Genomic DNA, 12,794 nt, shown 5'->3' with positions numbered 1-12,794 from the left:
TCTTAGCGGGCCCGGGCCGGACTGTTTGCCTCTGTGTGCGGGACCGCCGCCTCGTCGTACCGGCGCAGCACCAGTTCCGCCACTGACGGATGTGTGCCGAGAGGGGACGAGGTCCAGCGGGCGGGGGTTCGGGTCAGGGTGTGGGCGAAGTGGCCCGGGGCCAGGAGGTGGGTGGCGAGGGAGACGTCGGGGTGGCCGGTCGTGTGCCAGGCGGAGATCGCTTCGGTGGGGGTCGGGCCCTCGCCGGAGGCGTAGGCGACCGATACCGGGGCGTTCAGGTGGCGGGACAGGAGGCGGGCCGACTCCGTCGTGTCCGCTCTGGCGCGTGGGTCGGAGGAGCCGGTCGCGGCGAGGACCACGGGGGACGCGTCCGGTGGGCGGCCCGCTTCGCCCAGGCGGGACGCGAGGGCGTGGGCCAGCAGGGGGGACGGGCCCAGGGCCGGGGTGACCCGTACCTCGCCGGGGTCCGCGTCGGCGAGGAGGGCCGGGATGTCGGCGCGTACGTGGTAGCCGCTGGCCAGCAGGAGAGGAACGGCGATCACCGGGCCGGGGAGCGAGGACAGCGCCTCGGGCACCGAGGGTTCCACCAGGCCCAGCCAGGCCGGCTCGACCCGCAGGCCGGGGCGCAGGCGGCGGACCTCGTCCAGCAGGGCGAGTACCGTGCGGACGCCCTCCGGGTCGCGGGTGCCGTGGGCGACGGCCAGCAGGGTGGCGGTCACCGGGTGCCTCCGCCGGGCTCGGTCGCCAGGCGGTAGCCGCGCTTGGGGACCGTGCGGATCAGGCTCGCGTAGGGGCCGAGAGCCGCTCGCAGACGGGTCACCGCCGCCTCGACCGCGTGCTCGTCCGCACCCCGGCCCGGCCATACCCGGCGCAGCAGTTCGGGGCGGCCGACCACCCAGCCGGGGCGTTCGGCGAGGGCCCGGAGCACCCGTGCCGAGCCCGGTGTCAGCCATACCGCTTCCGCCGGGGCGTCGTCGCCCAGGAGCAGCGCGTTGCCCTGGAGGACCAGGGTCCGGTCGCCGGCCGGGACGAGGTGGCGGTCGCGGCCGGGGAGCGTGGCGGTGAGGAGGTGGACCATCGCTCCCAGTCTGCCTCGCTCGGGCCAGACGGGCCCGGCGTCCACCTCCAGCAGCGGGCGGGCGCACACCGCGCCGACGCACAGGGGGAGCACGTCCGTACGCAGCCGTTCGAGGACGGTCTCGTACTTGCCCGCCGCCTCCGCGTGCTCCAGGAAGGAGGTGATGGCCGGCGCGGAGGTGAACAGCAGCGCGTGCACCTCGCCGCGCGCCGTGGCCTCGGCCAGCCGGCGCACCGGCTCGGGGTCCCGGGGCGGCGCCCAGCGGTACACCGGGACCTCCACCACCTCCGCGCCCCGCTCCCGCAGCGCCGAGGCCAGCCCCGGCAGTGGCGCCCCGTGCTCCTGCACCGCGACCCGCCGCCCCCGCAGATCCCGCGCGAGCAGCCAGGTGCGCAGCTCGTCCACCGCCTCCGAGGCGGGCGAGTACGTCTCGGTCGTGCCGCAGGCCCGTACCGCGCCCGTCGCCTTCGGGCCGCGTGAGAGCACCTCGGCCTCGCGGCAGGCGGTGGTGAGGGCAGCGCCGTACCCCCAGCCCTCGGCGGCGCTCATCCAGCCGCGCCAGCCGACGCCGGTGGTCGCGACCACGTAGTCCAGCGGGGCCGCGAGGCACCGCTCGGTGGCCGCCCGCAGTGCCGCGTCGTCCTCCAGCGGCACGATGCGCAGCGCGGGCGCCTCCATCACCCGCGCCCCGCGCCGGCGCAGCAGCGCCGTCAGCTCCTCACGCCTGCGTGCCGCCGTGACACCGACCGTGAATCCGGTGAGTTCGGCGGCCGTCTCCCTGGTACCGGCCTTCATGCCCCGAGGCTGCGGGGACGTGATGTCACGGCCGTTGCCCGCCGGTCACGTCCCGGTTACCGCACCGGGCGTCCGTGTTACGGAAGATGTCCTCTCCCGCACACCGCTCCGCCGGGCCTGTGCGCGTTCCGTACCGCACGGGCAACGCGGCCGAGCTTCGGTGGAAACGGCGGCGGGCCAGCCTCGTTGCCATGACCGACACCCACTGCCCCTACTGCTCCCTCCAGTGCGGCATGCGCCTGACCCCGGGGCCCGCCGGAGAGGTGCCCGAGGTCACCGGACGCGACGAATTCCCGGTGAACCGGGGCGCGTTGTGCGGGAAGGGGCAGACTGCGGCCGCGTTGCTGGCACCCGGCGTACGACTGACCGCGCCCCTGGTGCGGGACGCGGACGGGCTGCGCGAGGCGTCGTGGGAAGAGGCGCTGGACCGGGTCGCCGGGGCGATGAAGGCCACTGCTGCGGCTCACGGGCCGGACGCGGTGGGGGTGTTCGGCGGTGGCGGCCTGACCAATGAAAAGGCGTACCTGCTCGGCAAGTTCGCCCGTGTCGCGCTGCGCACCCGCTCGATCGACTACAACGGCCGCTTCTGCATGTCCTCGGCTGCCGCCGCCTCCCGTGCCGCCTTCGGCCTGGACCGGGGTCTGCCCTTCCCGCTCGCGGACGTGGCCCGAACCGGCTGCCTGATCCTGGTCGGCGCCAACCCGGCCGAGACGATGCCGCCCGCCGTGCGTCACCTGCGCGAACTACGCGAGAACGGTGGCACTTTGGTCGTCGTCGACCCGCGCCGGACCCGTACCGCCGAACTGGCCGACCTCCACCTCCAGCCCCTCCCCGGCACCGACCTGGCCCTGGCGCTCGGGCTGCTCCATCTCGCCGTCGCCGAGGACCAGCTGGACGAGGAGTTCATCGCGAACCGCACGACCGGCTGGGCCGACGCCCGCGCCGCCGCCATGGCCCACTGGCCCGAGCGGGTGGAGGCGCTGACCGGTGTCCCCGTGGCCCGACTCCGGCAAGCGATGGCCCTGTTCACCCGCACCCCGCACGCCATGGTGCTCACCGCGCGCGGGCCCGAGCAGCAGAGCAAGGGAACCGCGACCGTCGGCGCCTGGATCGACCTGTGCCTGGCCACCGGCCGGGCCGGACGCCCGCTGAGCGGCTACGGGTGCCTCACCGGGCAGGGCAACGGCCAGGGCGGCCGCGAGCACGGGCAGAAGGCGGACCAGCTCCCCGGCTACCGCTCGCTGGAGGACCCCGAAGCGCGGGCACACATCGCGGCCCTCTGGGGCGTGGACCCCGGCGCCCTGCCGCACTCCGGGTCGTCGGCGTACGAGCTGCTGGACTCCCTCGGCCGGCCCGGCGGGGTCCGCACCCTGCTGGTCATGGGGTCCAACCCGGTCGTCTCCGCGCCGGACGCCGCCCGCATCACCCGGCGGCTGACCGCGCTGGACCACCTCGCGGTGTGCGACGTGGTGCTGTCCGAGACGGCCCTGCTGGCCGACGTGGTCCTGCCCGTGACCCAGTGGGCCGAGGAGACCGGCACCCTCACCAACCTGGAGGGCCGCGTCCTGCTCCGCCGTGCCGCCGTCACCCCGCCGGCCGGGGTCCGCAGCGACCTGGCCGTACTGCACGAGCTGGCCCGGCGGCTGGGCCACCTGACGGGGTTCCCCCAGGCCCCCGAGGAGGTATTCGCCGAGCTGCGCCGGGCCACCGCCGGGGCGCCCGCCGACTACTCCGGTATTTCCTACGACCGGATCGCGGCCGAGGACGGCGTCTTCTGGCCCTGCCCCTCCCCCGGGCACCCCGGCACCCTGCGCCTCTTCCTGGAGCGTTTCGCCCACCCCGACGGCCGCGCCCGCTTCACCGCGCCTTCCCACCGGCCCGCCGCCGAGGAGCCCGACGACGCGTATCCGCTGTACCTGACCACGGGACGGACCGTCGCCCACTACCAGAGCGGCGCGCAGACCCGCCGGGTGCCGGAGCTGACCGCCGCCGCGCCCGGTCCGTACGTGGAGCTGCATCCCGATCTGGCCGCTCAACTGGGCACTCGGGAGAACGAGTTGCTTACGGTCACCAGTCGCCGGGGCACCGTCACCGCCCCGGCCCGCCTCACCGCGGCCATCCGGCCGGACACGGTGTTCATGCCGTTCCACTGGCCCGGCGGGGGACGCGCGAACCTGCTCACCAACCCGGCGCTCGACCCGGTCTCCCGGATGCCGGAGTTCAAGGTGTGCGCGGTGCGGGTGGAGAAGGCGGTGCTCCCCCGGGTCTGCGCACCCGCCGAGCCGGTGGCGGTCGGCGCGTGAGGTCCCGTCGCATCGCCGTGGTCGGCGCCGGAATGGCCGCCGCACGCCTGGCCCAGCAGCTCCAGGCTCACGCCGGACGTACGGAGACGGTCCTGTACGGGGCCGAGCCGGAACCGCCGTACAACAGGGCGCTCCTGGCCGATGTCCTCGCCGGGCGGTACCGGACCGGCGCGCCGGCTCTGCCGACCGGGGACGCGCGCGTGCGTACCGGGACCGAGGTGGTGGCCGTCGACGTCCGGGGCCGGGTGCTCACGCTCGCCGACGGAAGCCGCGACACGTATGACGAACTGGTCCTGGCCACGGGTGCCGAGCCCGTACGGGCATGCGCGGAAGGTGCGCACACGCTGCGCTCCCTCGCCGATGTCGCCCGTATCTCCCGGCACGCCGACACCGCCGAGAAGGCCATGGTGATCGGCGGCGGCGTGCTGGGCGTCGGCACAGCCCGCGCCCTCGCCGCCCGAGGTCTGCCTGTGAACCTCGTTCACCAGGGCCCCCACCTGGTCGACCGCCACCTCGACAGCCAGGCCGGCAACGCCCTGCACACCACACTGGCCCGCCTCGGCGTCACCGTCCACCTCGCCTCCCCGCCGGGCGGCGGCGTCACACCGACGAGCGCCGACCTCGTCGTCGCCACCTGCGGAGTCCGCCCCCGCACCGCCCTCGCCCGCGCGGCCGGACTGCCCGTACGGCACGGCATCCTCGTCGACGACACCCTCGCCTGCGCTCCGCACACCTACGCCATCGGGGACTGCGCCGAGCACCGCACCGCGCCGTACGCCCTGGCCACGACCGCCTGGGAGCAGGCCGACGTGCTCGCCGCCCGCCTCTCCGGCGCCGACCCCAGGGCGCGCTACACCGGCTCCCGGCCCATGACCCGGCTCACCGCGGGCCCCGTGGAGTACGCCGCGTTCGGGGCGTGCGGTGACGCGGCCGAGGAGGGCGCCGACGTGCTGCGCATCGGGGACGCCACCCGGGGGGCCTACAAGAAGCTCGTGCTGCGCGGGGACCGGATCGTCGGCGCCATCCTCGTCGGCGATCTCGCCACCGCGGGCACCCTCACGCGTGCCTATCTCACCGGCCGGCCCGTCGGCCCCGACCCGTTGTCCCTGCTCACCGCCCCGCTGTCCGTCCGAGTGCCCGAGGAGTCCCGCCCATGACCGCCCCCACCACCCGGCCCCCGAAGGAGCTGGTGCTCGTCGGCCACGGCATGGTCGGCCAGCGCTTCCTGGAGGCGCTGTACGAGCAGCCCGGCGCCGGTGCCTGGCATGTCACCGTCCTCGCGGAGGAGCCCCGGCCCGCCTACGACCGCGTCCACCTGACGAGCTGGTTCTCCGGCACCACCGCCGAGGAACTGAGCCTGGTGTCCGACAAGTTCATGGAACGGCACGGCATCGCCCTCCACCTCGGTGACCCCGCGACCGCCGTCGATCGCAACACCCGCACCGTCACCAGCGCCTCCGGCCGCGTCCTGCGCTACGACGCGCTGGTCCTGGCCACCGGCTCGTACCCCTTCGTGCCGCCCGTGCCCGGCCACGACACCCCCGGCTGCCATGTGTACCGCACGCTCGAAGACGTCCGCGCCATCCGGGCGGAAGCGGCACAGGCCCGTACCGGGATCGTCGTCGGCGGCGGACTGCTCGGCCTGGAGGCGGCGGGTGCCCTGCGCGCCCTCGGACTGGACACGCACGTGGTGGAGTTCGCCCCGCGGCTGATGGCCCTCCAGGTGGACGAGGGCGGTGGGGCGGTACTGCGCCGCAAGATCGAGGAGCTGGGCGTGCGCGTGCACACCGGCGCGGGCACCTCCGCGGTAGAGGCGGGCCCCGACGGACGTGTCCGCGCGGCGCGGCTGTCGGACGGCACCGAACTCCCCGCGGATCTCGTGGTGTTCTCGGCCGGGGTCCGCGCCCGTGATCAACTGGCCCGCGACTGCGGCCTGCCCGTGGGCGAGCGCGGCGGCATCACCGTCGACACCGCCTGCCGTACCGCCGACCCGCGTGTGTGGGCCATCGGAGAATGCGCCCAGGCGGCGGACGGCCGGGTGTACGGCCTGGTCGCTCCCGGCTATGCGATGGCCGAGACCGCGGCCCGCCGACTGTGCCGGGGGGAAGCGGAGTTCACAGGCGCCGACCTCTCCACCAAGCTCAAGCTGCTCGGCGTCGACGTGGCCAGCTTCGGCGACCCGCACGGCACCGCCGAGGGAGCGCTCGACGTCACCTTCACCGACAGCCGCTCCGGCGTCTACAAGAAGCTCGTCATCGGTACCGACGGCTCCCTCCTGGGCGGTGTCCTGGTGGGCGACACCGAGGCGTACGGCGTACTCCGCCCCCTCGCACTCGCCGGACAGCCGCTGACCGTACCGCCGGAGCAGTTGGTACTGCCCGCCGCCCAAGGTGGCGACGTCACACCACGGCTGCCCGACAAGGCGGTGCTCTGCTCCTGCCACAACGTCACCGGCGGCGCCGTCCGCGCCGCCGTACGGGAACAGGGGCTCACCGGCATCGCTGAGGTCAAGAAGTGCACCAAGGCCGGTACCGGATGCGGCAGTTGTCTCAAAACCCTCTCCACCGTGGTCCGGGACGAACTCGCCGCCTCCGGCACCGAGGTCTCCCGCGACCTGTGTGAGCACTTCGCCCACACCCGCGCCGAGCTGTACGAGATCGTCCGCGTCCGGGGCATCACCGACTTCACCACGCTCGTCGACAGCCACGGCACCGGTGACGGCTGTGACGTCTGCAAGCCCGTGGTCGCCTCCATCCTGGCGAGCCTCGGCAACGGCCATGTCCTGGACGGCGAACAGGCGGCCCTCCAGGACACCAACGACCACCACCTCGCCAACCTCCAGCGCAACGGCTCCTATTCGGTCGTTCCGCGCGTCCCCGGCGGCGAGATCACCCCGGAGAAGCTCATCGTCATCGGTGAGGTGGCCCGCGACTTCGGCCTCTACACCAAGATCACCGGAGGCCAGCGCATCGATCTCTTCGGAGCCCGGGTCGACCAGCTCCCCGCCGTCTGGCGCCGCCTGGTCGACGCCGGCTTCGAGTCCGGGCACGCCTACGGCAAGTCGCTGCGCACCGTGAAGTCCTGCGTCGGGCAGACCTGGTGCCGGTACGGCGTGCAGGACTCCACCTCGCTCGCCATCGAGCTGGAACTGCGCTACCGGGGGCTGCGAGCCCCGCACAAACTGAAGTCCGCCGTCTCCGGGTGCGCCCGCGAGTGCGCGGAGGCCCGGTCCAAGGACTTCGGGATCATCGCCACCTCCGCCGGCTGGAACCTCTACGTCGGCGGCAACGGCGGCACCACCCCGCGCCACGCCGACCTGCTCGCCACCGACCTGGACAAGGCGACCCTCATCCGCACCATCGACCGGTTCCTGATGTTCTACATCCGCACCGCCGACCGGCTGGAACGCACCGCGCCCTGGCTGGAGCGCCTCGAAGGCGGCCTGGACCATCTGCGGGCGGTCGTGCTGGAGGACGCGCTGGGCATCGCGGCCGACCTCGACGCCCAGATGGCCCGCCATGTCTCCGGCTACGCGGACGAGTGGGCCGCCGTCCTGGACGACCCCGACCGGCTGCGCCGCTTCACCTCCTTCGCCAACGCCCCGGACGTACCCGACCCCACGGTCACCTTCGTCCCCGAGCGCGACCAGATACGCCCCGCCCGGCCCGGCGAGAACGGGCGTCCGCTGCGGGAGCTGGTCCTCGTCCCGGCCCAGGGGGCCGGCCGATGACGGACATCCTGGTCGAGGTCCGGCACGGCGCCCGCTGGGTGCCCGTCCTGAGATACGCCGACCTCGTCCCCGGCCGGGGCGTGGCCGTACTGCTCGGCGAGGAGCAGGTCGCCCTCTTCCGCGACCGGGAGGGCGCTCTGCACGCCGTGGGCAACCGTGATCCGTTCAGCGGCGCCCAGGTCATCTCCCGCGGCCTGCTCGGCAGCCGGGGCGCCACACGCGTCGTCGCCTCGCCGATGTACAAGCAGGTCTTCGACCTGAGCACCGGCACCTGTCTCGACGAGCCCACCGCCCCCGACGGCACGCCCGCCCGGCTGCCCGTGTGGCCGGTGCGCACCACTCCCCCGGAAGGCGGCCCCGCATGCCCGTGACCCACCCCACCGGTTCCCCCGACGTCCGGGAAGCCGCCCCGGCCCTGCGCCGGCTGCTCCCCGGCCGTCGCCGCGAACTCACCGACTGGCACCCCGAGGACCCCGCCTTCTGGCAGGCGGGCGGCGCCGGGATCGCCCGCCGCAACCTGCTGTGGTCCGTCGTCGCCGAGCACGTCGGCTTCTCGGTCTGGAGCCTGTGGTCCGTCCTCGTACTGTTCCTCGGCCCGGAGTACGGCGTCGACCCGGCCGGCAAGTTCCTGCTGACCGCACTGCCCACCGCGCTCGGCGCGCTGCTGCGGGTGCCGTACGCCCGTGCCGTCGCCGTCTTCGGCGGCCGTACCTGGACGGTGGTCAGCGCTCTGCTCCTGCTCGTCCCCACCGTGGCGACCGCCGTGGTCCTGGAGCCCGGCACCCCGTACGGCACCCTGCTGCTGACCGCCTGCCTGGCCGGGGTCGGCGGCGGCAACTTCGCCTCCTCGATGGCGAACATCAACGCGTACTACCCGCAGGCTCTCAAGGGCTGGGCCCTCGGCGTCAACGCGGGCGGCGGCAACCTCGGTGTCCCGGCGGTGCAGTTGGCGGGCCTCGCGGTCCTCGCCACGGTCGGCGCCGCGCATCCCCGGCTGCTGGTACTGCTCTACGTACCGCTCGTCGTCGCCGCCGCCGTGTGCGCCTACCTGCGGATGGACGACCTGCGCGTGCCCCGGCCGCCCGGCCGGTGGGGGGTGCTGCTCGGGTGGCGGCACACCTGGCTGATCTCGCTGTTGTACGTGGGCACGTTCGGCTCGTTCATCGGCTTCTCGTTCGCCTTCGGGCAGGTGCTCCAGGTGCAGTTCGCGGACGAGTTCGCCACTCCGGTCAGCGCCGCGTACCTGACCTTCCTGGGCCCGCTGCTCGGTTCGCTCGTGCGCCCGGTGGGTGGCCGGCTCGCCGACCGGTTCGGCGGGGCACGGGTGAGCCTGGCGGTCTTCGCCGCGATGGCGGGCGGCGCACTGCTGGCGCTGGCCGCCTCCCGCGCCCACTCCCTCCCGCTGTTCGTGACCGCGTTCACCGTGCTGTTCGTCCTCAGCGGCCTGGGCAACGGCTCGACCTACAAGATGATCCCGACCCTGTGCCGCACCACCCCCGACGGCGAGGCCCGCGCCTCGGCGTTGATCGGCTTCGCGGGCGCGGTCGGCGCCTTCGGCGGGGTGCTGGTCAACATCGCCTTCCGCGAGTCGTTCCTCGCGGTCGGGAACGGCGACGGGGCGTACGTCGCGTTCGTCGCCGCGTACGTGGTGTGCGCGGGCGTGACCTGGACGGCGTACGTGCGCCGGCCGGCCTGACAGGGACGCTCAGGAGAGCTCCTCCACCTCCGCCATGTCGAACGCCCCGAACCCGGCCGCGTCCGGTTCCCCGCCGAGCCGCTGCTCGGACCAGATCGTCTTGTCCTGCTGGCTGTGCCGGACGCCCCAGTGGGTGCTGAGGCACATGACGATGTACAGGCCACGCCCGCCCTCGTCGCTGTCACGGGCGTGGCGCAGGTGGGGGCTGGTGCTGTTGGCGTCGGTGACCTCGGTCAGCAGCCGGCCGCTGTCGTGGATGAGGCGCAGTTGGATGGGCCCGGCGCCGTAGCGGATGGCGTTGGTGACAAGTTCGCTGACGATCAGCCCCGTGGTGTAGGCCGCCCCCTCCAGGTGCCAGACGGCGAGCTGCTGGTCCACGAGCCGCCGTGCCGTGCTCACCACGGACGGCTCGGCGGGCAGCGTCCAGTCCGCGACGTTCTCCTTGGCCAGGGTGTGGGTGCGGGCGAGCAGGAGGACGGCGTCGTCGTCGCGGGAGGGCGCCATGCGGTACACGGCGTCGTCGCTCAGTTCCCGCAGGGGCCGCGCGGGCGAGGCGAGTGTCTGGGCGAGCCTGCGCCGGGCGGCGGCCGGGTCGTGGGCGTGGGCGCCGAGGAGGCCGTTGGTGTAGTGGGCGATCAGGGTCCCGGCGGGCAGGTCGATCAGGGCCGGGCTGAAGACCCGTCCGCCGCCCGCGCCCAGCGGTGGCCCGAGCGGTACGTCCACCTGGACCGGCGAGCCGGCGGGGTCGACGATCACCGGGGCCGGGTGTCCCGCCCGCACCATGGCGCAGCGGCGGGAGACGGGGTTGTAGACGGTGATGGCGCAGGTCGCCACATAGGCGTCCGAGGGTTCGGCGAGCTGTGAGGCGACCTCATCCAGGTGGGTCAGCAGCTCGTCGGTCTCCAGGTCGTTGAGCGCGAGGGTGCGCAGGGCGATACGGAGCTGGCCCATCGTGGCCGCCGCCTCGATGCCGTGCCCGGCGACATCGCCGACGACGAGGGCGACGCGCGCCCCGGAGAGGGGGATGACGTCGTACCAGTCGCCGCCCGCGCTCTCGGGCAGATACATGTGGGCGGTCTCCACCGCCGACAGGCGCGGAGTGGTGCTGGGCTGGAGCTTGCGCTGCAAGGTGGAGGCCACCATGTGCTCGCGGCGGTAGCTGCGCGCGTTGTCCAGGTGGGCGGCGGCGGTGGCGGCCGCCTGCCGGGCCACGTCGAGGTCTGCCTCCTCGAAGGGGTCGGTCCGGTGCCGGTACAGGGTGAGCAGGCCGAGCACGGTGTCCCGCACCCTGAGCGGTACGACGATCATGGAGCGCACGTTCGCCTTGAGCAGCGGCTCGAACATGTCCGGGTCGGCTGCCAGCCACGGCGCGTCCGGCGTCACCGCCACGATCCGGGCCTCGGTGTCGTTGAGGGCCTGCGTGTACGGCGTGGGGTAGGGGAAGGGACGGCTGTCCCCCTCCTTCCGGGCGGTGACGGCGTCCGCGGGGGCGAAGGAGATCCGGCGCAGCGGCACCCCGGACGACAGGGGGCCGGACGTGAGGCCGTCGTCCAGCAGGTCGACGCTCGCCCCGTCGGCGAACGCCGGGACCAGGCCCCGCACCAGCTCGTCGGCCGTGGTCCGCACGTCCAGCGTGGAACCGACGGTCGAGCGCACTCTGCTCAGGACGGCGAGCCGGTCGGCCGCGGCCTGCCTCTCGGTCACGTCCTCGACCACGGCCACCAGGCCGGAAGGGCCGCTGCCGGAGTCGGGCAACGGGAAGAGGGAGACCTCCACCGTGAGCGTCCGGTCCGGGTCGGACGGCGACTTCCCCCGGAGCAGCACGCGCCGCAGCGGCACGCCACTGGCCAGCACCTCGTCCATCAGGGACCTCAGCTCGGCCGCGTCCAGACCGGGTGCGAAATCCTCGACGTCATGCCCGACCACGTCCTCGGCGTCAAGCTTCCGCACCCCTCGTCCGGACGGGTTGTAGCGCTTGACCTTCCGCTCGGTGTCGAAGACGAACAGCCCTTGGGGAGAGTTGCCGAACAGCGCGTTCAGCACCGCGGCATCATCGAGGGGATCGCTCGCCACCGCAGGCTCCCTTCCCGGTCGTACCTCCTCACCTTCTCGCATCGACGGGGCCCAGCAACTCGACCGGCAAGCGGACGGAGCCGGGGCGCGGTGACCGGCATCGCCTTTCAGCGCACTCGTTCCGCCACGGTGACCGCTCGGCCGGTGCCCCGCCCGCTCCGGTCCGGCGTGCCGGACGTGGGTCGCGTCGACCGGCCCTGGGCGACGCGGGCCAGTGCGCCACAGGCGAGGCCGACGGCCGTGGTCCCGTCGAGGGGCGCGCCCTGCAGGCCCCGGGCCGCGAGCACGGAGACCGCCGGGACGAGGGCGAACAGGATCGACGCCCCCCGCGCTCCCCTGCTGCGCACGCGGGCCGCGTCGTCGACGCCCTCGACCGGCACATCACCTCCCTCGGCCCGAAGCAGGAGCCCACGCAGTGCGACGAGGAACGCTGGGTGTACGACACCGGGGAGAACGGCGACTGCTCGGTGGACGCGCTGATCAGCGACAACCCCGCCGACCTCGTCGCGGCCTTCCGGCAGTGGCCCACCGCGATGGCCTCCTTCGCCACCAAGTACGTCAACCGGGACCTGCTCACCCTGGACCCGCGCGGCTCCACCCGGATCCGCTTCTCGGTGATGCCGCCCGGCGACTCCCGGCTGCTGGACGTGCGGACCAGCCCGGTGGCCGAACGGATCGCCGCCGCCGGGGACTTCCTTGACGCGGGCTACGAGGTGCACTTCAATCTCTCCCCCGTCGTCCTGCGCCCCGGCTGGGAGGAGGACTGGGCGGAGCTGCTGCGCCACCTCGACGACGTACTGCCCGCGCGGGTGAAGGCGCAGGCGGCGGCCGAGGTCATCATGCTGACGCACAACCGCCGGCTCCACGACGTGAACCTGCGCTGGCACCCGCGCGCCGAGGACGTGCTGTGGCGTCCGGAGATCCAGCAGGCCAAGCGCTCGGAGAACGGGGCGCTGAACGTGCGGTACCGCAACGACGTCAAACGCGAGGGCGTGCGGCGGGTGACCGAGCTGGTCGCGGCGCACGCGCCCTGGCTGCGGGTGCGGTACGCCTTCTGAGTTGAATCGGTGTCAGGGAATCCATGGTCCCTGCACGGTGTTACCCGAGTCGGCCCGCGTC

The 12,794-nt window shown here is 73.9% G+C and carries 9 protein-coding genes and 1 pseudogene; 6 read left to right on the top strand and 4 right to left on the bottom strand.

Going from position 1 to position 12,794, the window contains the following annotated elements:
* Positions 1-2 precede the first annotated feature (2 nt).
* Both E5082_RS22895 and E5082_RS22890 read right to left on the bottom strand, forming a co-directional pair.
* Positions 3-719, bottom strand: a complete 717-nt coding sequence (locus E5082_RS22895) for a sirohydrochlorin chelatase (protein WP_135793119.1) — start codon at positions 717-719, stop codon at positions 3-5.
* On the bottom strand, positions 716-1,873 hold the full coding sequence (locus E5082_RS22890) for a uroporphyrinogen-III synthase (RefSeq protein WP_135793118.1): 1,158 nt from the start codon (positions 1,871-1,873) through the stop codon (positions 716-718). Before E5082_RS22890 ends, E5082_RS22895 begins: the two co-directional genes overlap by 4 nt.
* 191 nt (positions 1,874-2,064) lie before the next feature.
* On the opposite strand from E5082_RS22890, the gene E5082_RS22885 reads away from it, so the two are divergent.
* Genes E5082_RS22885 through E5082_RS22865 form a run of 5 tightly spaced genes read left to right on the top strand, consistent with a single transcriptional unit; the run spans position 2,065 to position 9,602 of the window.
* Positions 2,065-4,176 (top strand): molybdopterin oxidoreductase family protein, encoded by a 2,112-nt coding sequence (locus tag E5082_RS22885; RefSeq protein ID WP_135793117.1) that lies wholly within the window; start codon positions 2,065-2,067, stop codon positions 4,174-4,176.
* The gene (locus tag E5082_RS22880) at positions 4,173-5,333 is read left to right on the top strand and encodes an NAD(P)/FAD-dependent oxidoreductase (protein ID WP_135793116.1); all 1,161 of its coding nucleotides are present in this window, start codon (positions 4,173-4,175) and stop codon (positions 5,331-5,333) included. The genes E5082_RS22885 and E5082_RS22880 overlap by 4 nt, the downstream gene beginning before the upstream one ends.
* The gene (gene nirB / locus E5082_RS22875) at positions 5,330-7,906 is read left to right on the top strand and encodes a nitrite reductase large subunit NirB (protein WP_135793115.1); all 2,577 of its coding nucleotides are present in this window, start codon (positions 5,330-5,332) and stop codon (positions 7,904-7,906) included. The genes E5082_RS22880 and nirB overlap by 4 nt, the downstream gene beginning before the upstream one ends.
* Positions 7,903-8,277, top strand: a complete 375-nt coding sequence (locus tag E5082_RS22870) for a nitrite reductase small subunit NirD (protein WP_135793114.1) — start codon at positions 7,903-7,905, stop codon at positions 8,275-8,277. The genes nirB and E5082_RS22870 overlap by 4 nt, the downstream gene beginning before the upstream one ends.
* Positions 8,268-9,602 carry a nitrate/nitrite transporter gene (locus tag E5082_RS22865; RefSeq protein WP_135793113.1) on the top strand — a complete coding sequence of 445 codons (1,335 nt, stop codon included), beginning with the start codon at positions 8,268-8,270 and terminating at the stop codon, positions 9,600-9,602. The genes E5082_RS22870 and E5082_RS22865 overlap by 10 nt, the downstream gene beginning before the upstream one ends.
* A 9-nt stretch (positions 9,603-9,611) precedes the next feature.
* Here the strand turns inward: E5082_RS22865 and E5082_RS22860 are convergent, their stop codons facing one another.
* Both E5082_RS22860 and E5082_RS22855 read right to left on the bottom strand, forming a co-directional pair.
* Positions 9,612-11,675, bottom strand: a complete 2,064-nt coding sequence (locus E5082_RS22860) for a SpoIIE family protein phosphatase (protein WP_135793112.1) — start codon at positions 11,673-11,675, stop codon at positions 9,612-9,614.
* Between the two features lie 107 nt (positions 11,676-11,782).
* Positions 11,783-12,055 (bottom strand): hypothetical protein, encoded by a 273-nt coding sequence (locus E5082_RS22855; protein ID WP_135793111.1) that lies wholly within the window; start codon positions 12,053-12,055, stop codon positions 11,783-11,785.
* On the opposite strand from E5082_RS22855, the pseudogene E5082_RS22850 reads away from it, so the two are divergent.
* Positions 12,050-12,733: pseudogene (locus E5082_RS22850) on the top strand (spore photoproduct lyase family protein); the annotation flags it as partial. The gene E5082_RS22855 and the pseudogene E5082_RS22850 sit on opposite strands and share 6 nt — an antisense overlap.
* Positions 12,734-12,794 lie beyond the last annotated feature (61 nt).

It is taken from the genome of Streptomyces griseoluteus (assembly GCF_004784465.1).
GTDB classification, from domain to species: Bacteria; Actinomycetota; Actinomycetes; order Streptomycetales; family Streptomycetaceae; genus Streptomyces; species Streptomyces griseoluteus.
This window is presented reverse-complemented; position numbering and strand designations above follow the sequence as displayed.